The 24,631-nt window shown below is 68.1% G+C and carries 24 protein-coding genes and 1 tRNA gene; 14 read left to right on the top strand and 11 right to left on the bottom strand.

From position 1 onward, the window contains the following. Positions 1 to 113 precede the first annotated feature (113 nt). On the top strand, positions 114 to 1,043 hold the full coding sequence (locus tag LGN10_RS08365; RefSeq protein WP_226222734.1) for a LysR family transcriptional regulator: 930 nt from the start codon (positions 114 to 116) through the stop codon (positions 1,041 to 1,043). A 73-nt stretch (positions 1,044 to 1,116) separates the two neighbouring features. Here the strand turns inward: LGN10_RS08365 and LGN10_RS08360 are convergent, their stop codons facing one another. Then, positions 1,117 to 2,004 (bottom strand): LysR family transcriptional regulator, encoded by an 888-nt coding sequence (locus tag LGN10_RS08360; protein WP_089465073.1) that lies wholly within the window; start codon positions 2,002 to 2,004, stop codon positions 1,117 to 1,119. Between the two features lie 106 nt (positions 2,005 to 2,110). Here LGN10_RS08360 and LGN10_RS08355 point away from each other — a divergent pair, with 106 nt between their 5' ends. Further along, positions 2,111 to 3,001 (top strand): alpha/beta fold hydrolase, encoded by an 891-nt coding sequence (locus LGN10_RS08355; protein WP_226222725.1) that lies wholly within the window; start codon positions 2,111 to 2,113, stop codon positions 2,999 to 3,001. Positions 3,002 to 3,031: 30 nt separating this feature from the next. On the opposite strand, the gene LGN10_RS08350 is transcribed toward LGN10_RS08355, so the two are convergent. Continuing rightward, positions 3,032 to 3,931 (bottom strand): SDR family oxidoreductase, encoded by a 900-nt coding sequence (locus LGN10_RS08350; protein ID WP_226222723.1) that lies wholly within the window; start codon positions 3,929 to 3,931, stop codon positions 3,032 to 3,034. Between the two features lie 43 nt (positions 3,932 to 3,974). Then, positions 3,975 to 4,712, bottom strand: coding sequence for an SDR family oxidoreductase (locus LGN10_RS08345; protein ID WP_059576789.1), 738 nt, complete (start codon positions 4,710 to 4,712; stop codon positions 3,975 to 3,977). 120 nt (positions 4,713 to 4,832) lie between these two features. Between LGN10_RS08345 and LGN10_RS08340 the strand changes: the two genes are divergently transcribed. After that, positions 4,833 to 5,735, top strand: coding sequence for a LysR family transcriptional regulator (locus LGN10_RS08340; RefSeq protein WP_226222721.1), 903 nt, complete (start codon positions 4,833 to 4,835; stop codon positions 5,733 to 5,735). A 121-nt stretch (positions 5,736 to 5,856) separates the two neighbouring features. Here the strand turns inward: LGN10_RS08340 and LGN10_RS08335 are convergent. From LGN10_RS08335 to LGN10_RS08325, 3 genes are all read right to left on the bottom strand, one after another. Beyond that, a tRNA-Leu gene (locus LGN10_RS08335) sits at positions 5,857 to 5,941 on the bottom strand. 92 nt (positions 5,942 to 6,033) lie between these two features. Further along, entirely contained in the window at positions 6,034 to 7,209 is a 1,176-nt protein-coding gene (locus LGN10_RS08330) for an ABC transporter substrate-binding protein (protein WP_226222719.1), read from the bottom strand. Between the two features lie 123 nt (positions 7,210 to 7,332). Then, the gene (locus tag LGN10_RS08325; protein WP_027785173.1) at positions 7,333 to 8,274 is read right to left on the bottom strand and encodes a CysB family HTH-type transcriptional regulator; all 942 of its coding nucleotides are present in this window, start codon (positions 8,272 to 8,274) and stop codon (positions 7,333 to 7,335) included. 214 nt (positions 8,275 to 8,488) lie between these two features. Between LGN10_RS08325 and LGN10_RS08320 the strand changes: the two genes are divergently transcribed. From LGN10_RS08320 to cobA, 6 genes are all read left to right on the top strand, one after another. Further along, positions 8,489 to 10,168 carry a nitrite/sulfite reductase gene (locus LGN10_RS08320; protein WP_059576781.1) on the top strand — a complete coding sequence of 560 codons (1,680 nt, stop codon included), beginning with the start codon at positions 8,489 to 8,491 and terminating at the stop codon, positions 10,166 to 10,168. Positions 10,169 to 10,193: 25 nt separating this feature from the next. Continuing rightward, positions 10,194 to 10,736: a DUF934 domain-containing protein gene (locus LGN10_RS08315; RefSeq protein WP_059576779.1), complete on the top strand. Its 543-nt coding sequence runs from the start codon at positions 10,194 to 10,196 to the stop codon at positions 10,734 to 10,736. Then, the gene (locus tag LGN10_RS08310; RefSeq protein ID WP_226222716.1) at positions 10,733 to 11,485 is read left to right on the top strand and encodes a phosphoadenylyl-sulfate reductase; all 753 of its coding nucleotides are present in this window, start codon (positions 10,733 to 10,735) and stop codon (positions 11,483 to 11,485) included. Before LGN10_RS08315 ends, LGN10_RS08310 begins: the two co-directional genes overlap by 4 nt. Positions 11,486 to 11,560: 75 nt before the next feature. Continuing rightward, on the top strand, positions 11,561 to 12,523 hold the full coding sequence (gene cysD / locus LGN10_RS08305; protein WP_059576774.1) for a sulfate adenylyltransferase subunit CysD: 963 nt from the start codon (positions 11,561 to 11,563) through the stop codon (positions 12,521 to 12,523). Between the two features lie 22 nt (positions 12,524 to 12,545). Continuing rightward, on the top strand, positions 12,546 to 13,862 hold the full coding sequence (locus tag LGN10_RS08300) for a sulfate adenylyltransferase subunit 1 (RefSeq protein WP_059576771.1): 1,317 nt from the start codon (positions 12,546 to 12,548) through the stop codon (positions 13,860 to 13,862). 60 nt (positions 13,863 to 13,922) lie between these two features. Then, positions 13,923 to 14,672 (top strand): uroporphyrinogen-III C-methyltransferase, encoded by a 750-nt coding sequence (gene cobA / locus LGN10_RS08295; protein WP_060966772.1) that lies wholly within the window; start codon positions 13,923 to 13,925, stop codon positions 14,670 to 14,672. Between the two features lie 78 nt (positions 14,673 to 14,750). Here the strand turns inward: cobA and LGN10_RS08290 are convergent, their stop codons facing one another. The 3 genes from LGN10_RS08290 to lptF are packed head-to-tail and all read right to left on the bottom strand — an operon-like array spanning position 14,751 to position 17,408. Next, positions 14,751 to 15,134: a sirohydrochlorin chelatase gene (locus LGN10_RS08290; RefSeq protein ID WP_226222714.1), complete on the bottom strand. Its 384-nt coding sequence runs from the start codon at positions 15,132 to 15,134 to the stop codon at positions 14,751 to 14,753. Positions 15,135 to 15,161: 27 nt separating this feature from the next. Then, positions 15,162 to 16,310 carry an LPS export ABC transporter permease LptG gene (gene lptG / locus LGN10_RS08285; RefSeq protein WP_059576762.1) on the bottom strand — a complete coding sequence of 383 codons (1,149 nt, stop codon included), beginning with the start codon at positions 16,308 to 16,310 and terminating at the stop codon, positions 15,162 to 15,164. A gap of 3 nt (positions 16,311 to 16,313) precedes the next feature. Continuing rightward, on the bottom strand, positions 16,314 to 17,408 hold the full coding sequence (lptF, locus tag LGN10_RS08280) for an LPS export ABC transporter permease LptF (protein ID WP_226222712.1): 1,095 nt from the start codon (positions 17,406 to 17,408) through the stop codon (positions 16,314 to 16,316). Between the two features lie 122 nt (positions 17,409 to 17,530). Between lptF and LGN10_RS08275 the strand changes: the two genes are divergently transcribed. The 3 genes from LGN10_RS08275 to LGN10_RS08265 are packed head-to-tail and all read left to right on the top strand — an operon-like array spanning position 17,531 to position 20,286. Beyond that, the gene (locus tag LGN10_RS08275; RefSeq protein WP_060010213.1) at positions 17,531 to 19,042 is read left to right on the top strand and encodes a leucyl aminopeptidase; all 1,512 of its coding nucleotides are present in this window, start codon (positions 17,531 to 17,533) and stop codon (positions 19,040 to 19,042) included. Between the two features lie 34 nt (positions 19,043 to 19,076). After that, positions 19,077 to 19,493 (top strand): DNA polymerase III subunit chi, encoded by a 417-nt coding sequence (locus LGN10_RS08270; RefSeq protein WP_006484796.1) that lies wholly within the window; start codon positions 19,077 to 19,079, stop codon positions 19,491 to 19,493. A gap of 25 nt (positions 19,494 to 19,518) precedes the next feature. Then, positions 19,519 to 20,286 carry a DUF2486 family protein gene (locus tag LGN10_RS08265; protein ID WP_226222710.1) on the top strand — a complete coding sequence of 256 codons (768 nt, stop codon included), beginning with the start codon at positions 19,519 to 19,521 and terminating at the stop codon, positions 20,284 to 20,286. 142 nt (positions 20,287 to 20,428) lie between these two features. Here the strand turns inward: LGN10_RS08265 and LGN10_RS08260 are convergent, their stop codons facing one another. Beyond that, positions 20,429 to 20,755: a c-type cytochrome gene (locus LGN10_RS08260; RefSeq protein ID WP_226222708.1), complete on the bottom strand. Its 327-nt coding sequence runs from the start codon at positions 20,753 to 20,755 to the stop codon at positions 20,429 to 20,431. A 126-nt stretch (positions 20,756 to 20,881) separates the two neighbouring features. Continuing rightward, a complete protein-coding gene (gene ilvD / locus LGN10_RS08255; RefSeq protein ID WP_226222706.1) occupies positions 20,882 to 22,555 on the bottom strand; it encodes a dihydroxy-acid dehydratase in 1,674 nt (557 codons plus the stop codon). Positions 22,556 to 22,690: 135 nt separating this feature from the next. Between ilvD and LGN10_RS08250 the strand changes: the two genes are divergently transcribed. Then, a complete protein-coding gene (locus LGN10_RS08250) occupies positions 22,691 to 23,605 on the top strand; it encodes a LysR substrate-binding domain-containing protein (protein WP_226222704.1) in 915 nt (304 codons plus the stop codon). 89 nt (positions 23,606 to 23,694) lie between these two features. Then, a complete protein-coding gene (gene lgt / locus LGN10_RS08245; protein ID WP_059576743.1) occupies positions 23,695 to 24,591 on the top strand; it encodes a prolipoprotein diacylglyceryl transferase in 897 nt (298 codons plus the stop codon). Positions 24,592 to 24,631 lie beyond the last annotated feature (40 nt).

Here is a 24,631-nt window from a genome sequence, read left to right as displayed (position 1 = left end):
TGGACGGGCGCGCAGCCACGAGGCCGCGCGCCCGTTTTCTCTGTGCCGCCGAAGCCGGCCGCGATGCGCGGCGAGCCGGCGGCGACCGTCGTTCGAACCCGGGTTTCCCGCCGATGGACAAGCTGGATCAGGTCAGGATCTTCCTGCAGGTTGCCGAGATGGGCAGCTTCATCAAGGCCGCGCATGCGCTCGACGTGCCGCGCGCGACCGTGTCGGCGGCCGTCCTGCAGCTCGAGACGGCGCTCGGCACACGGCTGCTGCACCGCACGACACGCCAGGTGCAGTTGACTGCCGACGGCGCGCTGCTGGTCGAACGCGGCCGGCGCCTGCTCGCGGAAGCCGACGACCTCGACCGCCTGTTCCGGCGCCGCGACCGCGACGTGGTCGGGCGGCTGAACGTCGACGTGCCGAGCCGGATCGCGCGCCGCGTCGTGGCGCCCGCGCTGCCGTTGCTGTTTCGCCGCCACCCGAAGCTGCAATTGTCGCTCGGCTCGACGGACCGCGCGATCGATCTCGTGCAGGAGGGCGTCGATTGCGCGATCCGCGTCGGGCGGCTCGCGGACAGCAGCCTCGTCGTGCGGCCGCTCGGGCAGTTCACGCTGATCAACTGCGCGAGCCCCGACTACCTGCGCGAATGCGGCGTGCCCGAGCATCCGGATGCGCTCGCGCGCGGGCACTGGGCGATCGGCTATGCGTCGCCGACGACGGGGCGCGAGCTCGGCTGGGAATACTGCGCCAACGGGCAGCGGCACGTGCTGACGCTGCCGAGCCGCGTGATCGTCAACAACGCAGAAACCTATATCGCGAGCTGTATCGCCGGAATGGGGCTGATCCAGATTCCGCGCTTCGACGTCGAGCATCTGCTGGCAAGCGGCGCGCTCGTCGACGTGATGCCCGGCCATCGCGCCGAGCCGATGGACGTGTCGGCCGTGTATCCGCACCGGCGGCACCGCTCCCGGCGGCTCAACGCGTTCGTCGAGTGGTTCGGGGAGTTGATGGCCGATGCATTGAACGGCGCGGGCGCGAGCGGCAGCGGCGATTGAAGGCGACAACGCGCGGGTTTCCGCGGGCCGTGCCGCCGTTCGTCGGCCCGTGAGACGAGCGCGCCGCGGGCGCTCAGGCGGCGAACTGCCGTGTGCGCCCGGTCGCCCGTACCGCGTCGATCAACGCGGCGCCGACGCCCGCGGGCTTCGATGCGAACGCGTAAAAGCGCGCGGCCGGCAGCGCCGGCAGGCCGTCTTGCGGCCCGCACGCGCGCAGGCCGTCGCGCAACTGGCTGCGCGCGAGCGCCGTGACCGCGAAGCCGGCGAGCGCGGCCGACATGCAGCCGGCCATGCTCGCGCTTTCGAACAGCACCCGAAACGGCCGTAGCGCCGCCGCGAGCGCGGACACCGCGGCTTCCCGGTACACGCACGGCTCCGGAAACAGCGCGAGCGGCACGCGTTCCTCGGCGTCGAGCGCCGTATCGGCCGCGAACGCCCACACGAGCGGCTCTTCCCACAGCAGCTCGCCGGGCGTGTCGACCTGTCGGCATTGCTTGCCGAACACGACGTCGAGCCGGCCGAGCGATTGCTCCCGCAGCAGCGACGCGGTGATGCCGACCTTCAGTTCGATCGAGGTGTGCGGATGGCCGTCGCGGAACGTGCGCAGCACCTGCGGCAGCCACGTGCAAGCGAAATCCTCGGACGCCCCGACCCGCAGCGGCCCGTGCGCCGGCGCGCCGCGCAGCCGGGCGCGCACTTCGCGCTCCATGTCGACGATGTTGCGCGCGTACGCGTACAGCGTCTCGCCGGCCGGCGTCAGCGCGATCCGGCGGGTCGTGCGCGCGAGCAGCACGGTGCCGGCCGCCTGTTCGAGCCGCTTGATGTGGCCGCTGACGGCGGACGGCGTCAGCGCGAGGCGCTCCGCGGCCGGCGCGAACCCGCGGCTGTCGACGACTTCGAGAAACGTGCGCAGCAACGCGATGTCGAGCGCGGTCGAGGCGGGCGAGGGCGACGGTTCCATGGATCGATTCGACGCAATATATGAGTAATGAATGATGATACTCCGCGAATCGTGATGAAAGGCCGGCCTACCATCGTATGTTCAAGCCCCTCTGGCGGAGTACACGATGACGACCTATGCGCATGCGACGACCGCGTCGCTCGACATTGCCTATCTCGAATGGAACCCGCGCGGCGAACGCGTGGCCGTGCTGCTGCATGGCTGGCCGGACAGCCCGGTCGGCTGGGAGCCGGTGGCATCGGCGCTCGCCGCGCGCGGCTATCGCGTGCTGGCGCCCGCATTGCGCGGCTTCGCGCCGACGCGCTTTCGCGACGCGTCCGTGCCGCGCAGCGGCCAGCTCGCGGCGCTCGGGCGCGACCTGCTCGAATTCGTCGATGCGCTCGGTATCGAGCGGCCCGTGCTGGTCGGGCACGACTGGGGCGCCCGCGCGGCCGCGAACGCGTGCGGGCTGCAAGACGGTGTTGCATCCCAGCTCGTGATGCTGTCGGTCGGGTACGGCACCAACGATCCCGCTCAGCCGCTGTCGCTGCAGCAGGCGCGCAACTACTGGTATCACTGGTTCATGGCGACGCCGCGCGGCGAGCAGGCGCTGCGCGACGACCGCCGCGCGTTCGCGCGCCTGATGTGGGATACCTGGTCGCCGCCGGGCTGGTATCGCGACAGCGATTTCGACGCAGCGGCCGTCGCATTCGACGGGCCCGACTGGATCGACGTCGTGCTGCATTCGTATCGGCAGCGCTGGGGCTTCGCGCCGGGCACGCCGGCCTATGCCGACGACGACGCGCGGCTGAACCCGGCGCCCGTGCTGGCGGTCCCGACGCTCGTGCTGCACGGCGGCGCGGACGCCTGCAATCATCCGGACAGCTCGGCCGGCCGCGAGCGGTTCTTCGCCGGGCGCTACGCGCGGCACGTGCTGGACGGCGTGGGGCACTTTCCGCAGCGGGAGGCGCCGGCGGCGGTCGCGGACGCGATTCTCGGGTTCTGCGAGGCGGGTTGACGCGCGCCGGCCGGCCCGGCGCGCGAAGGATCAGCCGCCGACGCGCGGCGCGAGCAGGTCGGCGAGCCCGATGTTCCTGAACATTTCGCGGCGAATGCGATCGCCGACGCGGAACACTTCCTCGGCGCCGTCCTGCGACGGATCGACGAACACGCGGTAGGGGCGCTTGCCGGCCGGCGCCGCGACGAGCTCGGCAATCGCCGTGGCGACGGCGCCGGCGTCGGCGTCCGCCGGCTCGAGCGCGGCGAGGCCCGTCAATGCCTGGTCGGCGACGCCCGCGTACGGCCCGCTGTCGTAGGCGGCCTGCACGGCGGTATCGGCCGGCTTGCCGGCATGGAGGAAGTGATTCGTGCCGCGGGTGAACGCGCCCGGCACGACGATCGACGTTTCGATGCCCCAGCGGGCGAGTTCGGCCGCGTAGGACACCGCGAGCGAGTCCATCGCGGCTTTCGCGGCGAAGTAGGGCGCGAGGAACGGCGGCGTGCCGCCGCGCGCCGACGAGGACGACACCCACACGAGCAGGCCGCGGCCTTGACGGCGGAGGTGCGGCAGCGCCGCGCGGTTCACGCGCTGGGTCGACACGACGTTGACGTCGTAGAGCTGCGCGAGCTGTTCGGGCGTGAAGGCTTCGGCCGGCCCGAACACCATGTGGCCCGCGTTGTGGACGACGACGTCGAGACGGCCGTGGTCGGCGATCACGCGCTCGATTGCGGCATCGACCGATGCGTCGTCGCCGACGTCGAGTTCGATGGTGCGCAGATCGACGCCGTGTTCTTGCGCATAGGCGGCGACGGCGGCGGCGCGCGGCGCGTTGCGCCCGGCGAGCTCGCGCATCGACGCGTAGACCGTGTGACCGGCGCGGGCGAGCGCCTGGGCCGTCAGCAAGCCGAAGCCGCTGGACGCGCCGGTGACGAGGACGACTTCCTTCATGAGCGATCTCCTGGCGAAAAGACGAATGGCCGCGAGCGGTCGGTCAGCACATGCCGCCGTTGGCGCGCAGGATCTGGCCGTTGATCCACGCGCCGTCGGGGCCGGCGAGGAATGCAACGACGCGCGCGATGTCGTCGGGCTGGCCGAGCCGCTCGAGCGGGTTCAGCTTCGCGAGCCGATCGACGAGTTCGGGACTCTTGCCCTGCAGAAACAACTCGGTCGCGACGGGCCCCGGCGCGACGGCGTTCACGCGGACGCCGCGCCCGCGCATTTCCTGCGCCAGCACCTGCGTGAGGCTTTCGACCGCCGCCTTGCTGGCGACGTACACGCCGTAAGTCGGCATGCGCATGCCGATCACGCTGGTCGACAGGTTGATGATGCGTCCACCGTCGCGCACCCGCCTGGCCGCTTCGCGGCAGACGTTGAACGTGCCTTTCACGTTGATCGCGAACGTTTCGTCGAACAGCGCATCGTCGCAGTCGGCGATGGCCGCCAGCTTCATCACGCCCGCGGAATTGACTACCACGTCCAGGCCGCCGAATGCGTCGTGGGCGGCGTCGAACAGCGCGGCCACGGCCGCCGGGTCGGCGACGTTCGCCTGCACCGCGACGGCATGGCCGCCGTCGGCGACGATCGCGTCGACCACTTCGCGGGCCGGGCCGGCGCTGCCGGCATAGTTGACGACGACCCGGAAGCCGTCCCGGGCGAGCTGGCGGGCGATTTCCGCGCCGATGCCGCGCGACGAACCCGTGACGAGGGCGACCTGTTCCGATGTGCTCATGTCCTGCTCCTGGTGAATGGGTGAATGCCGTTCGATCCGGCGACAGGACTACTGTAGGCTTCCTCGATCAATAAAAATAATGAATAATGATCAGTCGATGAATGACTGAAAGTATGTCTCATGGGATTCGACAGCAGGTTGCTCAGTGGTATCGGCGTGCTCTCTGCGGTGATCGAGGCCGGCACCTTCGCGCGGGCGGGCGAGGCGATGGGGCTGACGCAACCGGCGGTGAGCCGCGCGGTCGCGCGGCTGGAAGAGCGGGTCGGCATCCGGATCTTCAACCGGACGGCGCGCGCGATCACGCTGACCGACGAAGGGCGACGCTTTTACGAGGCGGTCGCGCCGCTGCTGGCCGGTATCGAGGAGGCGGCGCTCGACGCCGGCCAGTCGAAGGCGCGCGTGAGGGGGCGGCTGCGGGTCAACGTGGACGGCACGTTCGGCCACTACGTGCTGGCGCCGCGGATGGCGGAATTTCTCGACCGCTTTCCCGATCTGTCGGTCGAGATCAGCGTGCGGGACCGGATGGGCGACCTCGTCGCCGACGGCTTCGACGTGGCCGTGCGCTTCGGCATCCCGGAGCCGTCGTCATATCGAGCGCGACTGCTGCTCGAGACGCGCGTGCTGACCTGCGCGTCAGCGGCCTACGTCGCGCGTCACGGCGAGCCGCGGCACCCTCGGGATCTCGCGGACGGTCACCGGTGCGTGCTGATCCGCGATCCGGTGACGGGGCGACCGTACGAATGGGAATTTCATCGCGGCAAGGAAGTCGTGCCGGTCGACGCCGCCGGCAGGCTGATGGTCAACGATACGGGCGGGCTGCTCGGCGCGTGCATCGGCGGCGTCGGCATTGCGCAACTGCTCGAGCTCTATGCGCGGGACATGCTCGCCGACGGGCGGTTGGTCCTGCTATTGCCGGAATGGACCGACGAGACCTTCCCGCTTTACGCGTATCACCACGCGTCGAACCTCGTCGCCGCGAAGGTGAGGGTGTTTCTCGACTTCGTCCGCGAGTTGACGGGCTGAGGACGGCAGGCCGCTGTCGGTCACTCGATGCGGTGAGGAACGCGCGGCCAAAACAAAAAACCCGCGAAGCGGCGAGCTTGCGCGGGTTTCGACAGTGGCAGCGCGGGATGCTGCGAAAGACTGGTGCCCAGGGCCGGAATCGAACCGGCACGCCTTGCGGCGGGGGATTTTGAGTCCCCTGCGTCTACCAATTTCACCACCTGGGCTTGATCCTGGCCGCGCATGGTCGTACGCGGCGAAACGCGAATTATGGCGGAAAACCGAATGCCCGGCAAGCTGCCCGGCATCCGCACGCAAGTCACTGGCTCAGGTAGACGAAGCGGCCCTGCTTCACGACGCCCATCACGCTCGCGCGCTGATCGAGCCCGACGTGATCCTTGTCGTTCGTATTGACGACGCCGTTCGGCACGACGAGTTCGTGCGCGCGTTCGAGCTCGCGGCGCAGCGCCGTGCGGAACGCGGGCGTGCCGGGCTGCGCGGCTTTCAACGCACGGCCGACCGCATCGGCCAGGCGCGGGTACACGCCCGCCGCGTCGCCCGCGAACTGCGTGACCGTGCCGGCGCCGTACTTCGCCTCGTACGCGTCGACGAACGCGAGCGCGGCCTGGCGAGCCGGATGGTCGGCCGGCAGCGTGCGCGCGACGACGACCGGCTGGGTCGGGAACAGCGTCCCGTCGACGTCCTTGCCGCCCAGCTTGATGAATTCCGGCGTCGCGATCCCGTGGGTCTGGTAGACGGGGCCCTTGTAGCCGCGCTCGATCAGCGTGCGCTGCGGCAGCACGGCCGGCGTGCCCGAGCCCGCGATCAGGATCGCATCGGGCTTCGCCGCGATGAGCTTCAGCGCTTGGCCCGTGACGCTCGCGTCGGTGCGGTTGAAGCGCTCGGTCGCGACCACCCGAATCTTGCGCAGCTCCGCGAAGCGCGTGAATTCGTTGAGCCAGCTGTCGCCGTAGCTGTCCGCGAAGCCGATGAAGCCGACCGTCTTCACGCCGTGGTTGGCCATGTAGCGCGTCATCACGTCGGCCATCGCGCGGTCGCCCTGCGCCATCTTGAATGCCCAGGTCCGCGCGCCTTCCTGCGGCTCGACGATCGCGCCGGAGCCGACCAGCGTGATCATCGGCGTCTGCGCGGCGGCCACCGCGTCGAGCGCCGCGAGCGCGGCCGGCGTGATGTTCGGCCCGACCACGACGTCGACGTGATCCTCGTCGACCAGCTTGCGGATGTTGCGCACCGCGTTGCCCGGGTCGGACGCGTCGTCGAGCACCGTGACCTGCACGGGCTGCCCGGCGATCGTCTTCGGCCACATCAGGATCGCGTTCTTGCTCGTGATGCCGATCGCGGCGGCCGGGCCGGTGGACGACAGGTCGACGCCGACCTTCAGGTCGGCATGCGCGGCCGCGCAGGCCAGCACGAGGGCGGCGCCGGCGGCGCGGCGCAACGAGGCGGAAAGCCGTGGCAGGGCGGGAAGCGTCATGCGGGAATCTCCGTCGGGCAGCAAAAAGGGGCGCGATATGCGCCCCCTGTGTTTATACACGCGGGCTCGAGAAAACGCCGGGCCGCCCCGGGTTCTGCCGAGCCCCTCGGGGCCTGGGCGCGCTTACAGCTCGTACGATTCGGATTCGCCCTTGAGCGCCTGTTCGATCAGCTTGCGGTTCAGCGTCGGCGACAGCAGCTCGACCAGCGTATACACATAGCTGCGCAGGTAGGCGCCCTGCTTGAGCGCGACGCGCGTCACGTTGCTGCCGAACAGGTGGCCGACCGGAATCAGCCGCAGGCCGCGGTCGCGCTCGGGATTGAACGCGATGTCGGCCATGATGCCGACGCCGAGTCCGAGCTCGACATAGGTCTTGATCACGTCGGCGTCGATCGCCTCGAGCACGATGTCCGGCGACAGCCCGCGCAGCGCGAACGCATGGTTGATCTTCTTGCGGCCCGCGAACGCGTCGTCGTACGTGATCAGCGGGTACTGGGCGAGATCGTCCAGCGTGACCGGCTTGCGTTCGAGCAACGGGTGGTCGGCCGGCACGACGGCCGCGTGATGCCACTGGAAGCAGGGTAGCGACACGAGCTCCTTGTAGTCGGAGATCGCCTCGGTCGCGATCGCGAGATCGGCCTGGTCGTGAATCACCATCTCGGCCACCTGCGTCGGGCTGCCCTGCAGGATCGACAGGTGGACCTTCGGGAAGCGCTTCTTGAATTCGGCGATCGCGGCCGGCAGCGAGTAGCGGGCCTGCGTGTGGGTGGCCGCGATGGTCAGGTTGCCCTGATCCTGCGCCGCATAATCCTTCCCGACCCTTTTCAGGCTTTCCACTTCCTGCAGGATCCGCTCGACCGATGCAAGGATGATCCGCCCCGGCTCGGTGAGCGAGCGCACGCGCTTGCCGTGCCGCGTGAAGATCTCGACGCCCAGCTCGTCCTCGAGCTCGATGATCGCCTTCGATACCCCCGGCTGCGACGTGTAGAGCGCCTTGGCGGCCTCGGTGAGGTTGAAATTCTGCCGGACGGCCTCGCGCACGAAGCGAAATTGGTGCAGGTTCATTTATAACCCTTCCGCATATCAACAGAATTTTTTAGTCGTTTGAAATATAAGGGGAGTTTATTACGATTCACCGGAGTTTTTCAAATATGGATATCTGTTTTCGTCATTAGCAATCCAGCCGGCAGCGGTTGGCGGCGGTGACGACGGAACGGAGATTCGGGCGCGACGTGGCTAGGACGTCGCGCGGTCACCACGAAAACCCTGGGGTCCCCGAATGTATCAGTACGACCAATACGACCAGACGATCGTCGACGAACGCGTCGCGCAGTACCGCGATCAGGTGCGCCGCCGGCTGTCGGGCGAGTTGAGCGAAGACGAGTTCCGTCCGCTGCGTCTGCAGAACGGCCTGTACATGCAGCGCCACGCGTACATGCACCGCATCGCGATTCCGTACGGCAACCTGCGCAGCGACCAGCTGCGGATGCTCGCGCGCATCGCCCGCGAGCACGACCGCGGCTACGGCCACTTCTCGACGCGCTCGAACATTCAGTTCAACTGGATCCAGCTCGAGGACACGCCCGAGATCCTCGCGAAGCTCGCGTCGGTGCAGATGCATGGCATCCAGACGTCGGGCAACTGCATCCGCAACATCACGGCCGACCAGTTCGCCGGCGTCGCGCAGGACGAAGAGATCGATCCGCGCCCGTGGGCCGAGATCCTGCGCCAGTGGTCGACGTTCCATCCCGAATTCGCGTGGCTGCCGCGCAAGTTCAAGATCGCGGTGTCGGGTTCGAAGCATGACCGCGCGGCCGTGCAGATCCACGACCTCGGCGTGTACCTGAAGAAGAACGCGCAGGGCGAGGTGGTCGCGAGCATTCTCGCGGGCGGCGGCCTCGGCCGTACGCCGATCGTCGGCGCGGTGATCAAGGAAGACCTGCCGTGGCAGCACCTGCTCACCTACTGCGAAGCCGTGCTGCGCGTGTACAACCGCTACGGCCGCCGCGACAACCTGTACAAGGCGCGGATCAAGATCCTCGTGAAGGCGCTGTCGCCGGCGAAGTTCGCGCAGCAGGTCGAGGAGGAGTGGCAGCACCTGAAGGACGGCCCGTCGACGCTTACGCAGGCCGAACTCGACCGCGTGTCGCAGTACTTCCAGCCGCCCGTCTACGAGAAGCTGGCCGACACCGACGCGTCGTTCGAACAGCACCTGCTCGAGAACAAGGCGTTCGCGCGCTGGGTCGAGCGTAACGTCGCGCCGCACAAGGTGCCGGGCTATGCGGCCGTCACGCTGTCGCTGAAGGATCACCGCGTGGCGCCGGGCGACGCGACCGACGCGCAGATGGATCTGGTCGCCGACTGGGCCGACGCGTACTCGTTCGGCGAGCTGCGCGTGTCGCACGAGCAGAACCTGATTCTCGCGAACGTGAAGAAGCGCGACCTGTTCGCGCTGTGGGAAAAGGCGAAGGCGGCCGGTTTCGCGACGCCGAACATCGGCCTGCTGACCGACATCATCGCGTGCCCGGGCGGCGACTTCTGCTCGCTCGCGAACGCGAAGTCGATCCCGATCGCGCTGGCGATCCAGCAGCGTTTCGACGATCTCGACTACGTGTACGACCTCGGCGACCTGTCGCTGAACATTTCCGGTTGCATGAACTCGTGCGGTCACCACCACGTCGGCAACATCGGTATTCTCGGCGTCGACAAGGACGGCGCCGAGTGGTACCAGGTGTCGCTCGGCGGCGAGCAGGGCACGGGCCGCAACGGCGCGCGCCTCGGCCGCGTGATCGGGCCGTCGTTCTCGGCGGAAGAAGTGCCCGACGTGATCGCGAAGCTGATCGATACGTTCGTCGAGGCACGCATCGACGGCGAGCGCTTCGTCGATACGTACGATCGCATCGGCATCGCGCCGTTCAAGGAGCGCGTGTATGCGGCGCGCCAGGCAGTGAACGCGTAACCAACCGGGTAGAAGGAATTTGCAGATGGCTTCGATTATCAAGAACCGCGCAGTGATCGACGACGCATGGCAGGTCGTGCGCGCGGCGGAAGACGGTACGCTGCCCGCGGTCGACGCATTGCCGGCCGGCAAGGTGCTGGTGCCGTTCGCGTTGTGGCAGGCCGAGCGCGCGGCGCTCGTCGCCGCGAAGACGAAGGACGAACTCGGCGTGTGGCTCGCGCCGGATAGCGAACCGGCCGATCTCGTGGCCGACTTCGGCGCGATCTCGCTGATCGCCGTCGACTTCCCGCGCTTCGCGGACGGCCGCGGCTACAGCATCGCGCGCCTGCTGCGCGAGCGGCATGGCTGGACCGGCGAGCTGCGCGCGATCGGCGACGTGCTGCGCGACCAGTTGCTGTACATGTCGCGTTGCGGCTTCGACGCATTCGCGGTGCGGGCCGACAAGGACATCCACGACGCGCTGAACGCGTTCACGGAATTCACGCAGCGTTACCAGGGCGCGTTCGACGAGCCGGCGCCGCTGTTCCGCCGCCGCGCGGCTGCGGCCGACACCAAGGTGAGCGCATGAGCACCGCGACCGCCACCGCGCTGACGCCGGAACTCGCCGCGAAGGTCGAGCGTCTCGACGCGCTGCTCGTGCGCATCGGCGAGCGTCACGACAAGGTGAAGTTCGCGAGCAGCCTCGCCGCGGAAGACATGCTGCTCACGCACGCGATCCTGTCGAAGGGCGTGCCGATCGGCATCTTCTCGCTGAACACGGGCCGCCTGCACGCGGAAACGCTCGGCATGATCGATCGCGTGCGCGAGCGCTACGGCTACGAGATCGAGCAGTTCCATCCGCGGCAGGACGCGGTCGACCAGTATGTGGCCGAGCACGGCCTGAACGCGTTCTACGAGAGCGTCGAGCTGCGCAAGTCGTGCTGCCATATCCGCAAGGTCGAGCCGCTGAACCGCGCGCTGGCCGACGTCGGCGCGTGGGTGACGGGCCAGCGTCGCGAGCAGTCGGTCACGCGCGCGGAGCTGCACGAGGAAGAACAGGACGAAGCGCGCGGGATCGCGAAGTACAACCCGCTCGCCGACTGGACGGAAGCCGACGTATGGGCGTACCTTGACGCGTTCGACGTGCCGGTCAACCCGCTGCATGCGCGCGGCTACCCGAGCATCGGGTGCGAGCCGTGCACGCGCGCGATCCGTCCCGGCGAGGACAGCCGCGCGGGCCGCTGGTGGTGGGAGTCGCGCGACACGAAGGAGTGCGGGCTGCACGTCACGACGATCACGCCGATTCCCGCGAATGCCGACGCCGGCGCCGCGCACTGAAAGCCGACAAGAAACCGAATATTGCGCCGCCCGCGACAGCGGGCGGCACGAACCCAGAAGAGAAGGACTGAAATCATGAGCACGACGCTCGAGCAATCCGCCTTTGCCCCGCCCGCCGGCGCCGACAGCCGCATGGGCCACCTCGACTGGCTCGAAGCCGAGTCGATCCACATCCTGCGCGAACTCGTGGCCGAATGCAGCAAGCCGGCGCTGTTGTTCTCGGGCGGCAAGGATTCGGTCGTCGTGCTGCATCTGGCGCTGAAGGCGTTCGGCCTCGGCGCGAACCGCAAGACGACGCTGCCGTTCCCGCTCGTGCATATCGACACGGGCCACAACTACGAGGAAGTGATCGACTTCCGCGATCGCCGTGCGCAGGAGCTCGGCGCCGAGCTCGTGGTCGGTCACGTCGAGGATTCGATCAAGCGCGGCACGGTCGTGCTGCGCCGCGAGACCGATTCGCGCAATGCCGCGCAGGCCGTCACGCTGCTCGAGACGATCGAGCAGCACGGTTACACGGCGCTGATCGGCGGCGCGCGCCGCGACGAAGAGAAGGCGCGCGCGAAGGAGCGCATCTTCTCGTTCCGCGACGAATTCGGCCAGTGGGATCCGAAAGCGCAGCGCCCGGAACTGTGGAGCCTGTACAACGCGCGCCTGCACAAGGGCGAGCATCTGCGCGTGTTCCCGATCTCGAACTGGACCGAGCTCGACGTGTGGCAGTACATCGCGCGCGAAAACCTCGAACTGCCGTCGATCTACTACGCGCACCAGCGCGAGATCGTGCGCCGCAACGGGCTGCTCGTGCCGGTCACGCCGCTCACGCCGATGCGTGACGGCGAGACGAGCGAGCTCGCGCAGGTGCGCTTCCGCACGGTCGGCGACATCAGCTGCACGTGCCCGGTCGAGAGCGACGCGGACGACGTCGAGAAGATCATCGCCGAGACGGCGGTGACCGAGATCACCGAGCGCGGCGCGACCCGGATGGACGACCAGGCGTCCGAAGCCGCGATGGAACAGCGCAAGAAGCAAGGTTATTTCTGAAGCACACGAGGACATTCACATCATGAGCATCATCGAGAACACCGAAGACCTCGGCGTGCTGCGTTTCATCACCGCGGGCAGCGTCGACGACGGCAAGAGCACGCTGATCGGCCGCCTGCTGTACGACAGCAAGGCCGTGCTGTCCGACCAGCTGTCCGCGCTGTCGCGCGCGAAGAACAAGCGCACGGTCGGCGACGAGCTCGACCTCGCGCTGCTGACCGATGGCCTCGAAGCCGAGCGCGAGCAGGGCATCACGATCGACGTCGCGTACCGCTACTTCGCGACCGCGAAGCGCAAGTTCATCATCGCCGACACGCCGGGGCACGAGCAGTACACGCGCAACATGGTCACGGGCGCGTCGACCGCGCACGCGGCGATCATCCTGATCGACGCGACGCGCGTGACGATCGAGAACGGCGTCGCCGATTTGCTGCCGCAGACCAAGCGCCACAGCGCGATCGTCAAGCTGCTCGGGCTGCAGCACGTGATCGTCGCGATCAACAAGATGGACCTCGTCGACTACAGCGAGGCGCGCTTCAACGAGATCCGCGATGCGTACGTCGCGCTCGCGAAGCAGCTCGGCCTGACCGACGTGCGCTTCGTGCCGGTGTCGGCGCTCAAGGGCGACAACATCGTCGGCGCGAGCGAGCGCATGCCGTGGTACGCGGGCGAGCCGCTCCTCGACGTGCTCGAGTCGCTGCCGGTCGAGACGCAGGCGCATGACGCGCTGCGCTTCCCGGTGCAGTGGGTCGCACGCCAGGACGGCAGCTCGGCCGACGATTTCCGCGGCTACATGGGCCGGATCGAGTCGGGCGAAGTGAAGGTCGGCGATACGATCGTCGTGCTGCCGTCGAACCGCACCGCGACGGTCGCCGAGATCATCGCACCGGTGCCGGGCGGCACCGCGGCCGTGCCGCATGCATTCGCGGGGCAGACGGTGACGATTCGCGTCGAGGAAGACGTCGACGTGTCGCGCGGCGACATGTTCGTCACGACCGCCGAGCCGGTCGAGCCGGCGAAGAAGCTCGAGGCCGACCTGTGCTGGTTCGACGAGGCGCCGCTGTCGCCGCAGCGCAAGTACCTGCTGAAGCAGACCACCAGCACGGTGTTCGCGAAGATCGGCGCGGTCAAGCAGGTGCTCGACGTGCATACGCTGTCGCACGCGACCGACCGTCAGGAACTGAAGATGAACGACATCGGCCGCGTGGCGCTGACGCTGCAGAAGCCGATCGTTTGCGACACGTACGATGCGCACCCCGGTACGGGCGCGTTCGTGCTGATCGACGAGGCGACGCATCACACGGTCGCCGCCGGCATGATCCGCGCGTTCTCGGCGTAATCGTCAATCTGCGCGGCGGCGAACCGGCCGCCGCGGCAGGACCCTAGCGAAGCGACAAACATGGGCAAGGTGTATCTGATCGGAGCAGGACCGGGCGCGGCGGACCTCATCACGGTGCGCGGCATGCGGCTGCTCGAGCAGGCCGACGTCGTGCTGCACGACGCGCTCGTCGAGCCCGCGATGCTCGACCATGCGCCGAACGCGCGGAAGATCGCGGTCGGCAAGCGTTGCGGGCAGCGCTCGACCGCGCAGCATTTCATCAACAAGCAGATCGTCGATGCGGCGCGCGAGCACGCATGTGTCGTGCGGCTGAAGGGCGGCGACCCGATGCTGTTCGGTCGCGCGGAAGAGGAAATGCGTGCGCTGGAAGCGGCCGGCATCGACTACGAGGTCGTGCCGGGCATTACCGCGGCGCTGGCCGGCGCGGCGACGCTGAAGCGATCGCTCACGCTGCGCGGCGTGTCGCGCAGCGTCGCGTTCGCGACGCACAGCCGCGCACCGGGCAGCGACGAGATCCGCGAAGCCGCGCGCGCCGATTCGATCGTCTACTACATGGGCCGCGACAGCGCACCCGGCATCGCGCAGGCGCTGATCGACGCCGGCCGTGCGCCGGCGACGCCCGTGGCGATCGTCGAGGCATGCAGCACCGCGCGCGAACGCACGCTGACGCTGACGCTCGCGCGGATGGCGGCCGGCGACGCGCAGGCGTGGCTCGATCCCGCGGAGCCGAGCCTGCTGATGATCGGCGACGCCTTCGCCGAACGCGCAGGACAGGCGCAGGCGGCCGGCCCGGTGCGCAATGCCGCCTGAGCGCGGCTCGAGCGCGGTACCAAACGAAAAAAGCGCCGCCGGCGCTTTTTTCTTTGGCTACGGTGAATGCGTGGGCTGCTACGCGTCGCCGCTGATCTGGTCGACGCAATAGCGCGCGACCGCGTCGAGCACGCCGTCGTCTTCGCCGACGGCCGTCGCGCAGCGGATGTCGACGCCCGGATGCGCGGCGCGGCATGCGTCGACGAGTTGCGGCAGATCGCGGCGCACATGGCCGCCCTGGCCGAAAAAGACCGGCACCACGGTGATGCGCGTGCAGCCGGCCGCAGCTTGCGCGGCCACGGCCTCACCGAGCGACGGCGTCATCAGTTCGAGGAACGCGAGCGACACCTGCGTGGCGGGGGAGCCGGCGCCGCGCAGCCGCGCGGCGAGCCGCTCGAACGGCTCGGCCCAGCGCGGATCGCGGGCGCCGTGGCCGAACAGGACGATACCGTGCGAATGCATGTCGAAGCCTCCGTCGCGACGCGGCGCTCAGTGCCGGTCGACCCACTTGAGCGCGAACAGGCCGAGCGCGAGATAGATGAGGCCCGGCGTCGCGGCGGTCAGCGGCGCGGGCCACGTGTTCAGCGTGCCGATGTGCGAGAACAGCGTGTTGAGCAGCTGGAAGCTCATGCCGAGCATGATGCCGCCGAACACCTTCACGCCGACCACGCCGGCCCGCGTGTGCAGGTACGCGAACGGCAGCGACAGCACGAGCATCACGAACACCGCGAACGGATACAGCAGCTTGCGCCACAGCGCGATGTCGTAGCGCTGCGTGTCCTGCTGGTTCTCGCGCAAGTGCTGGATGTAGCGGAACAGGTTGATGATCGACATGCGCTCCGGCGACACGAGCAGCACCGACAGGATCTGCGGCGTCAGGTCGGACCGCAGCCGGTATTCGGGCAGCGACACCTGCTGCGACCGGTACACGGGGTTCAGCGCATCGGCCGGCTGGCCGCTGACCGGCTTGATCGGCGTCAGCTCGGTTTCGGTCACGCCCGTCAGCAGCCAGTGGCCGGGCGGCTCGTAGCGGCCGGTCTGCGCGATCCGCACGTTCTGCAGCTGGAATTTCGAATCGAATTCGTAGATGCGCACGTTGCTGATCGTCGAATCGGGCGACAGGCTGCCGACGTTGACGAAGCGCGTGACCTGCTCGCCGTTCTCGCGGGCCGCGAGCGTGTCCTTCACCCACACGCCCGACTGGAAGTTCGACGACACCGACGCGCCGAGCGCCTGCAGCCGCACGCGCTCGGACAATTGATCCGCGTACGGCCCGACGAATTCGCCGATCAGGTAGGTGACGATCACGAGCGGCACGCCGATCTTCAGCAGCGAGCGCAGCGCCTGGTTGGTCGCGAGGCCCGACACGCGGAAGATCGTGAATTCCGAGTTCGCGGCCATCTGCGCGAACACGTAGATCGCGCTGATCAGCGCGGCGACCGGGATGATCTCGTAGAAGCGCGACGGCGTCTGCAGCGCGACGCGCAGCACCGCGTAGCCGAACTTGTAGTTGCCGTGCCCGACCGAGTTCAGCTCGCTGATCAGGTCGAAGAAGAAGAACAGGCCGGAGAACGCGAACAGGATGAAGATGAACGTGACGTAGATCTGTCGCGCGAAGTATTTTTCATAGAGCCGCATCGATCATGCTCCCGAGCGGCCGAACAGCGCGCGTGTCAACAGCGGACGATTGCGCACGCGCAACCAGAAAATGAATGCGACGATCGCCGCGACGAGCGCGTGCAGCCCGACGAGACCGACGCCGAACGACATCTTGCCCTGCTCGATCTGCGCCTGCACGACGTTCAGCAGGTTCGAGTACGTGAGGTAGATCAGCACGGCCATCACGAGATTGATCGTGCGGCTGCGACGCGGGTTCTGGTACGAGAGCGGGATGCCGAGCACCATCAGGTTGATCGCGATCAGCGGCAGCCCCGCGCGCCACGCGAATTCCGCGAGGTTGTCGCGCGTCGGGTTGCGCAGCAGGTCGGGCGTGGGCGTGCTGTTGGTGGTCTGCACGTTGACGACCGGCTTGCTCGTGATCTTCACGCCGTAGCGCTCGAACTCCATGATCTTGAAGTTCGGCTGGCCGGGCGTGCCGTCGTAGCGGCGGCCGTCCTCGAGGACGACGAAACGATCGCCGTCCTTCGAGGTTTCCGTGTGGCCCGTCTGCGACACGACCACGTTGAGCTTGCCGTTTTCCGTCGACGTGACGAATACGTTCTGCACCTTGCTCTGGTCGGGCGACATCTTCTCGATGAAGAACACGCGATGATTCGCGGCCGATTCGCGGAACTGGCCGGGCGCGAGCAGCGAGATCTCGTCGCGCTGCTGGAAGCGCGCCTTGATCATCTTGCTCTGCTGGTTCGACCACGGCCAGCCGACGAACGCGAAGAAGGTGATCAGCAGGATGATCGGCGTGGCGAACACGCCGATCGGCTTGATGAGGCGCGTAAGGCTCACGCCCGACGCGAGCCACACCACCATTTCGGAGTCCCGGTACCACCGGGTCAGCACGAACAGGATGGACACGAACAGCGTGACGACGAGCATCACGGCGAGGTAGCCGATTACGGTCAGGCCGATCAGCACGAGCACGTCGCGCGGATCGATTTCGCCGGACGCGGCGTAGCCGACGATGCGAATCATCATCGTCGTGAGCATGATCGTGAGCAGCACCATGAACACGGCGCCAGCCGTATACGCAAGCTCGCGCTGGAGGGAGCGTTCGAAGATCATTCTTGATGAGAAGAGGGCGGGAGGCTGCGCACGCGTGGTGGAGCGCTCGCGCCGCCACGGGAAAAATAGCGGATAATTGCGGCTTTCATCCTTAGCCCAGATTTTATCCGGGGACAAGCGCGATGGACTTTAGCATAAAAGGCTGTGATTGGAGCAAAGGCGAGGCCAAGGGGTTCCTGACCGGGAAGTCCGACTGCATCGTGCTCGGCATCTTCGAGGCGCAGACCCTGTCGGGCGCGGCGCTCGACATCGACACGGCCACCAAGGGATTGATCTCGCGCGTGGTGAAGGCCGGCGACATGGACGGCAAGCGCGGCAAGACGCTGTTCCTGCACGAAGTATCGGGCATCGGCGCGTCGCGCGTGCTGCTCGTCGGGCTCGGCAAGCAGGATGCTTTCAATCAGAAAGCCTATAACGACGCGGTCACCGCCGCGTGGCGCGCGCTGTTGGCGACCAAGGTCGTCCAGGTCACGTTCTCGCTCGCGCAGCTGCCGGTCGACGAGCGCAGCTCCGACTGGGGCGTGCGCGCCGCGATCCTCGCGCTGCGCAACGAGACCTACCGCTTCACGCAGATGAAGAGCAAGCCGGAACCGGCGTCGCACACGCTCAAGCGCGTCGTGTTCAGCGTCGACCCGGCGGACGAGAAGGCCGCGAAGGTCGCGATCAAGCAGGCCGTCGCGCTCGCGAACGGGATGGATCTCACCCGCGATCTCGGCAACCTGCCGGGCAACGTCTGCACGCCGACCTATCTCGGCAACACCGCGAAGAAGATCGCGAAGGATTGGGGCCTGAAGGCCGAAGTCCTCGGGCTCAAGCAGATCCAGGCGCTGAAGATGGGGTCGTTCCTGTCGGTCGCGCGCGCGTCGGTCGAGCCGCCGCAGTTCATCGTGCTGCACTACCAGGGCGCCGCCGCGAAGGCCGCGCCGGTCGTGCTGGTCGGCAAGGGCATCACGTTCGACACGGGCGGCATCTCGCTGAAGCCGGGCGAGGGCATGGACGAGATGAAGTACGACATGTGCGGCGCGGGCTCGGTGCTCGGCACGATCCGCGCGGTCGCCGAGATGGGCCTGAAGATCAACGTCGTCGCGATCGTGCCGACCTGCGAGAACATGCCGGGCGGCAACGCGACGAAGCCGGGCGACATCGTCACCAGCATGAAGGGGCTGACGATCGAGGTGCTGAACACCGACGCCGAAGGCCGCCTGATCCTGTGCGACGCGCTCACGTATGCCGAGCGCTTCAAGCCGGCCGCCGTGATCGACGTCGCGACGCTGACGGGCGCGTGCGTGATCGCGCTCGGCGCCCACAACAGCGGGCTGTTCTCGACGAACGACGCGCTCGCGGGCGAACTGCTCGACGCGTCGCGCGAGGCGAACGACCCGGCATGGCGCATGCCGCTCGACGACGAGTACCAGGAGCAGCTGAAGTCGAATTTCGCGGATCTCGCGAACATCGGCGGGCGTCCGGCCGGCGCGGTGACCGCGGCGTGCTTCCTGTCGCGCTTCACGGAGAGCTATCCGTGGGCCCACCTCGACATCGCGGGCACCGCATGGAAGGGCGGTGCCGCGAAGGGCGCGACGGGCCGTCCGGTGCCGCTGCTCGCGCAGTTCCTGATCGATCGCGCCGGCCAGTGATGGCGGTACCGACGACGCAGCGGGTGCGCGGGCAATGACGCGGATCGATTTCCACTCGAACGTCGGCGATTCGCTCGCGTATGCGTGCCGGCTGCTGCGCAAGGCCTATCAGGCCGGGCAGCCGGTCGTCGTGCTCGCCGAGCCCGCGCGCCTGCGCGCGCTCGACGAGCGGCTCTGGACGTTCTCGCCGCTCGATTTCATCCCGCATTGCGGTGTCGACAGCGAGCACGCAGCCGGCACGCCGATCGTGCTGGCCGCCGATCTCGATCGCGCGCCGCATCACCACGTGCTGCTGAACCTCGGCGCGACCGTGCCCGCGCAGTTCGCCCGCTTCGAGCGCCTGCTCGAAGTGGTCGGCAACGCGCCGGACGAGCTGGCCGCGGGCCGCGACCGCTACCGGTTCTACCGCGACCGCGGCTACGCGCTGAACAATTACAAGCAGGGCGGCTAGCCGCAACCGTCGACGGAGTGTTCCCGTGACAGAAGCCGATTCATCCTCGATCCCGACGCTGACCGACGTGCTGGTGCCGGGCAAGCCGGCGCCGGCTCGCTCGTCCGCATCGGCCGCCGTGTCCGCGTCGGCCGTACCCCTGCCGCACGACAGCGCGGCGATTCCGGTGCTCACCGACGTGATCGTCCCCGGCGCAGGCGCCGCGCCGGCTCCCCCGAAAACCGAAGCCGACCCCGAATCCGTCGTCGTCGAACCCGTGCCGACGCCGCACGTCCCGGCTGTCGAGTTGCAGGGAGACGTGGTGACGCCTGCGGATGCGGGCGAGACCGATGCGCCGGCCGAACCGGGCGCCGCCGGGCACGTGGTTGCCGAAGAGGCGGCGGCGATGACGGCGCCGCTGCGCTCGTCGCTGGTCGATGACGAGTTGCCGCAGCACACGTTCGCCGTGATTGCGCGCGAGGCGGCCGTGCACGCGCCCGAGGCGGCAGTGCCGGACGCGGGCCCGTCGGGCACCGCACCGCTGCCGGACGCACCCGCCGCGGCCGCGCTCACGCCCGAGGATGCGCAGCACATCGCCGAACGGCTGCGCCATCGCCTGACGAACTATCTGACCGGGGCGGGGCGCGAGGCCATCGAAGCGCGTTGTCGCGATGCGCTGCATGAACATTCGGCCTGGCTGGTCGGCCAGGTCACGCGCGAAGTCGCACTTGCACTGGAAACCGAGGTGATGGACTGGGTGCGCGATGCGGTCGATGAAGAAATCGCCCGCCGTCGCGCCGGGCATGCCGGCTGAACGGCCATCGTTCGCGACGGTGAAAAAGAGGGAGCGGCTGGGTAAGGGCCTGCGAAGCCGGCGGTGAGGCGCCGGTCCGCCGGTCAGGGCGGCCCGCCTGCGACGCCCTGCACGGCATGGGCACGCCGCGCGGGTATCCGCGTCAGCGTACCGACAACACCCACTGGGCAAGCGTGTGTGCTTCGGCGCTCGTCAGTTGCGTATTGGCGGGCATCGGCACGCTGCCCCATACACCGACGCTGCCTTTCACGATCGATTGCGCCAGATAATCGACGGCGTCGCCGCGCGCCGCGTACTTGCCGGCGATGTCGTGGAACGACGGCCCCATCAGCGGCTTGCCGACGGCATGGCAGGCCATGCAGTTCTTGCGTTGCGCCAGCGCGAGCCCGCTGGCCTGGTCGGCACGGGCCGCCGCCGCGCTGCCGGTCAGCAGCGTGGCGAGCAGCACGCGCAATATCGTCTGTTTCATGCGGTTCTCCGCCGGCGGGGACGGCCGGCTTCATGGTCCGCGCATTATAGAAGCAAAGGGGAAGCACGTTTTGCGCGTTCCCCGGCCGCCCCGTTTATCGGGGTCGTATGCGATGCGCGCCCCGTATCAGCCTGTGACCGCGCCCTGGTTCGCCGGCCGGGCGAGCGCCGCGAATTTCGCGAGCACCCCGCGCGTATAGCGCGGCGCCGGCGGTTGCCATGCGGCGCGACGGCGCGCGAGTTCCGCATCGTCGACGTTCAGTTGCAGCAGCAGCCGGTGCGCGTCGATCGTGATCGAATCGCCTTCCTGCACCAGTGCGATCGTGCCGCCGACGAATGCCTCCGGCGCGACGTGGCCGACCACCATGCCCCAGGTGCCGCCCGAGAAGCGGCCGTCCGTGATGAAGCCGACCGATTCGCCGAGCCCCTTGCCGATGATCGCGGAGGTCGGCGCGAGCATTTCCGGCATGCCCGGGCCGCCTTGCGGGCCGAGGTAGCGCAGCACGAGGATGTCGCCCGCGCGGATCCGGTCGCCGAGGATCGCGTCCATCGCGCTCTGCTCGTCGTCGAACACGCGCGCCGGGCCCGTGATCACCGGGTTCTTCAGGCCGGTGATCTTCGCGACCGCGCCGTCTTCCGCGAGATTGCCCTTCAGGATCGCCAGATGGCCTTCCTTGTACAGTGCACGGTCGATCGGGAAGATGACGTCCTGGTCCGCGCGCGGCACGGCCGGCACGTCCTTCAGTTCGTCGGCGATCGTGCGGCCGGTGATCGTCATGCAGTCGCCGTGCAGCAGCCCCGCGTCGAGCAGGATCCTCAGCACCTGCGGAATCCCGCCGGCCCGGTGCAGGTCGGTCGCGACGTACTGTCCCGACGGCTTCAGGTCGCAGATCACCGGCACGCGCTTGCGGATGCGCTCGAAGTCGTCGATCGTCCAGTCGACCTCGGCCGCGTGCGCGATCGCGAGATAGTGCAGCACCGCATTGGTCGAGCCGCCGGTGGCCATGATCACCGACACCGCGTTCTCGATCGATTGCTTCGTGATGATGTCGCGCGGCTTCAGGTCGCGCTTCACCGCCTCGACCAGCACGCGCGCCGATTCGGCGGCCGAATCGACCTTCTCCTGGTCGGGGTTCGCCATCGTCGACGAATACAGCAGCGACATCCCGAGCGCCTCGAACGACGAGCTCATCGTGTTCGCGGTGTACATGCCGCCACACGAACCGGAGGTCGGACACGCGTTCTTCTCGACGCCTTCGAAATCCTCCTGCGACATCCGGCCCGCGGTGAACTCGCCGACGGCCTCGAACGCCGACACGATCGTCAGATCGCGGCCTTTCCAGTTGCCCGGGCGGATCGTGCCGCCGTACACGTAGATGCCCGGCACGTTCAGGCGCGCGAGCGCGATCATGCCGCCCGGCATGTTCTTGTCGCAGCCGCCGACCACCACGACGCCGTCCATCCACTGGCCCTGCACGCAGGTTTCGATGCAATCGGCGATCACTTCCCGCGACACGAGCGAGTACTTCATGCCTTCGGTACCCATCGACATGCCGTCCGAAATCGTCGGCGTGCCGAAGATCTGCGGATTCGCGCCGGCCGCCTTCACGGCCTCCACGGCCGCGTCCGACAGCCGCTGCAGGCCGGAATTGCACGGCGTGATCGTCGAATGGCCGTTGGCGATGCCGATCATCGGCTTGTCGAAATCGTCCTTCTGGTAGCCGAGGGCGTAATACATCGAGCGGTTCGGCGAACGGGCCACGCCTTGCGTGATGTGCTTCGAGCGGCGGTTGTACGACATGGGGGACTCCATGGTTGTATGGGCGACGCCCGCGAACGGCGTGCCGGTTCGGATCGGTCAAGAATGGAGTGTCCGGTTTGGGATGTCCAATATATTATTCATAGCCTATTAAGTCGTTTTTCGAATGAGTCGAACATGGCCGAACCCACGCCCGACCTGCGCCAGTGGCGCTATTTCGCGACCGTCGCCGACGAGCGCCATTTCGGCCGCGCGGCCGAGCGCCTGTCGATGACGCAGCCGCCGCTGTCGCAGGCGATCCGCGCGCTCGAGGACGCGCTCGGCGTCGCGCTGTTCGTGCGCACCAAGCGCTCGGTGGCGCTGACGGCGGTCGGCGCGGCGCTGCTGCCGGACGTGCGCCGGCTGCTGGCGTCGGCCGATGCGCTGCCGCCGCTCGCGCGGCGGCTCGCGCGCGGCGAGGCCGGCTCGCTGTCGCTTGCGTTCGTGTCGAGCGCCGATTACGGGCTGTTGCCGTCGTTGCTTCGCGCATTCGGCGCGCGCTATCCGCAGGTGCGGCTGCAGCTCGCGGAAGCGACGAGCGACGTGCAGATCGACGAACTCGTCGCCGGGCGCATCGACGCCGGGCTCGTGATTCCGCCCGTGCCGCCGCGTCACGCGGCCGGGCTGTCGTACTTGCCCGTCGTGCGCGAGCCACTGGTGGTCGCGATGCCGGCCGGGGCGTCCGACGCGCCCGAGGACGCGCCCGTGCAGCTCGCCGAGGTCGCCGCGTTGCCGCTCGTGATCTTTCCGCGTCGTTTGGCGCCCGGCTTTTATGACATCATTACGGGCTGCTACGGCGCGGCGGGGGAAACCCCGCGCATCGGCCAGGAGGCAATCCAGATGCAGACGATCGTCAGCCTCGTGTCGGCCGGCATGGGCGTCGCACTCGTGCCGCAATCGCTGCGTAACCTGCGGCGCACCGGCGTGGTCTACCGGCCGCTTGCCGGCGTGGCGCCGGTCGTCGAGACGGGCCTCGTGTGGCGCACCGGCGACGTGAGCCCCGTGCTCGCCGGCTTCATCGACGTCGTGCGCGCGCAGGGCCTCGCCACGTGACGTGAACGACGGCGCGCGATCGCCGTCCAATGCGCGGTCCTGCATGTGTGCGACGGCCGCACCGTATTCGAAAACTTCTTCGCTAACCCATGATCATTCACCCGAATTTCGACCCCGTAGCGATCCATCTCGGGCCGCTGGCCGTGCGCTGGTACGGCCTCATGTATCTCGTCGCCTTCATCGCGGCGATCGTCGTCGGCCGGATCCGCCTGAAGCTGCCGCACGTCGCGGCGCAGGGCTGGACCGCGAAGGACATCGACGACATGATGTTCTACGGCGTGCTCGGTACCGTGCTCGGCGGCCGGCTCGGCTATGTGCTGTTCTACAAGGCCGATTTCTACTTCTCGCATCCGCTCGACGTGTTCAAGGTGTGGGAAGGCGGCATGTCGTTTCACGGCGGCTTCCTCGGCGTGACGCTCGCGATGGCGCTGTTCGCGTGGCAGCGCAAGCGACACTGGCTGCAGGTCACCGATTTCGTCGCGCCGATGGTGCCGACGGGGCTCGCGGCCGGGCGGCTCGGCAATTTCATCAACGGCGAACTGTGGGGCCGCGTGACCGATCCGACGGCGCCGTGGGCGATGTTGTTCCCGGGCGCGATGCGCGACGATGCGGCATGGCTGCCGAAACATCCGGAACTCGTCGAGAAGTGGCATCTCGCCGACGTGTTCATGCAATACCAGATGCTGCCGCGCCATCCTTCGCAGCTCTATGAAATCGCGCTCGAAGGTATCGCGCTGTTCTTCGTGCTGTTCCTGTTCGCGCGCAAGCCGCGGCCGATGGGCGCCATATCGGCGCTGTTCCTGATCGGTTACGGCCTCGCACGTTTCACGGTCGAGTTCGCGCGCGAGCCCGACGACTTCCTCGGTCTGCTGGCGCTCGGCTTGTCGATGGGGCAGTGGCTGTCGCTGCCGATGATCGTCGCAGGTATCGCGATGATGGTCTGGGCGTATCGCCGCCGCGCGGCGAACGCGAATGCGGCCGCATGAAATGGCTGCACGAGGTGGCTGCATGACGCGGTATCGATGC

This window comes from Burkholderia sp. AU32262 (assembly GCF_020419985.1).
In the GTDB taxonomy this organism is placed as follows: Bacteria; Pseudomonadota; Gammaproteobacteria; order Burkholderiales; family Burkholderiaceae; genus Burkholderia; species Burkholderia semiarida.
Note: the sequence above shows the minus strand (reverse complement) of the source record. Positions and strands in the feature narration are given on the sequence as shown.

What these genes read in the sequence shown, in the direction of transcription:
- LGN10_RS08250 (WP_226222704.1), top strand. Translation starts at nt 22,691, where the DNA reads ATGGCCGAACCCACGCCCGACCTGCGCCAGTGGCGCTATTTCGCGACC.
- LGN10_RS08315 (WP_059576779.1), top strand. Translation starts at nt 10,194, where the DNA reads ATGGCTTCGATTATCAAGAACCGCGCAGTGATCGACGACGCATGGCAG.
- cysD (WP_059576774.1), top strand. Translation starts at nt 11,561, where the DNA reads ATGAGCACGACGCTCGAGCAATCCGCCTTTGCCCCGCCCGCCGGCGCC.
- lptF (WP_226222712.1), bottom strand. Translation starts at nt 17,408, where the DNA reads ATGATCTTCGAACGCTCCCTCCAGCGCGAGCTTGCGTATACGGCTGGC.
- lgt (WP_059576743.1), top strand. Translation starts at nt 23,695, where the DNA reads ATGATCATTCACCCGAATTTCGACCCCGTAGCGATCCATCTCGGGCCG.
- LGN10_RS08260 (WP_226222708.1), bottom strand. Translation starts at nt 20,755, where the DNA reads ATGAAACAGACGATATTGCGCGTGCTGCTCGCCACGCTGCTGACCGGC.
- LGN10_RS08360 (WP_089465073.1), bottom strand. Translation starts at nt 2,004, where the DNA reads ATGGAACCGTCGCCCTCGCCCGCCTCGACCGCGCTCGACATCGCGTTG.
- LGN10_RS08330 (WP_226222719.1), bottom strand. Translation starts at nt 7,209, where the DNA reads ATGACGCTTCCCGCCCTGCCACGGCTTTCCGCCTCGTTGCGCCGCGCC.
- LGN10_RS08350 (WP_226222723.1), bottom strand. Translation starts at nt 3,931, where the DNA reads ATGAAGGAAGTCGTCCTCGTCACCGGCGCGTCCAGCGGCTTCGGCTTG.
- LGN10_RS08275 (WP_060010213.1), top strand. Translation starts at nt 17,531, where the DNA reads ATGGACTTTAGCATAAAAGGCTGTGATTGGAGCAAAGGCGAGGCCAAG.
- LGN10_RS08290 (WP_226222714.1), bottom strand. Translation starts at nt 15,134, where the DNA reads ATGCATTCGCACGGTATCGTCCTGTTCGGCCACGGCGCCCGCGATCCG.
- ilvD (WP_226222706.1), bottom strand. Translation starts at nt 22,555, where the DNA reads ATGTCGTACAACCGCCGCTCGAAGCACATCACGCAAGGCGTGGCCCGT.
- LGN10_RS08340 (WP_226222721.1), top strand. Translation starts at nt 4,833, where the DNA reads ATGGGATTCGACAGCAGGTTGCTCAGTGGTATCGGCGTGCTCTCTGCG.
- LGN10_RS08310 (WP_226222716.1), top strand. Translation starts at nt 10,733, where the DNA reads ATGAGCACCGCGACCGCCACCGCGCTGACGCCGGAACTCGCCGCGAAG.
- LGN10_RS08355 (WP_226222725.1), top strand. Translation starts at nt 2,111, where the DNA reads ATGACGACCTATGCGCATGCGACGACCGCGTCGCTCGACATTGCCTAT.
- LGN10_RS08320 (WP_059576781.1), top strand. Translation starts at nt 8,489, where the DNA reads ATGTATCAGTACGACCAATACGACCAGACGATCGTCGACGAACGCGTC.
- LGN10_RS08365 (WP_226222734.1), top strand. Translation starts at nt 114, where the DNA reads ATGGACAAGCTGGATCAGGTCAGGATCTTCCTGCAGGTTGCCGAGATG.
- LGN10_RS08345 (WP_059576789.1), bottom strand. Translation starts at nt 4,712, where the DNA reads ATGAGCACATCGGAACAGGTCGCCCTCGTCACGGGTTCGTCGCGCGGC.
- LGN10_RS08270 (WP_006484796.1), top strand. Translation starts at nt 19,077, where the DNA reads ATGACGCGGATCGATTTCCACTCGAACGTCGGCGATTCGCTCGCGTAT.
- lptG (WP_059576762.1), bottom strand. Translation starts at nt 16,310, where the DNA reads ATGCGGCTCTATGAAAAATACTTCGCGCGACAGATCTACGTCACGTTC.
- cobA (WP_060966772.1), top strand. Translation starts at nt 13,923, where the DNA reads ATGGGCAAGGTGTATCTGATCGGAGCAGGACCGGGCGCGGCGGACCTC.
- LGN10_RS08300 (WP_059576771.1), top strand. Translation starts at nt 12,546, where the DNA reads ATGAGCATCATCGAGAACACCGAAGACCTCGGCGTGCTGCGTTTCATC.
- LGN10_RS08325 (WP_027785173.1), bottom strand. Translation starts at nt 8,274, where the DNA reads ATGAACCTGCACCAATTTCGCTTCGTGCGCGAGGCCGTCCGGCAGAAT.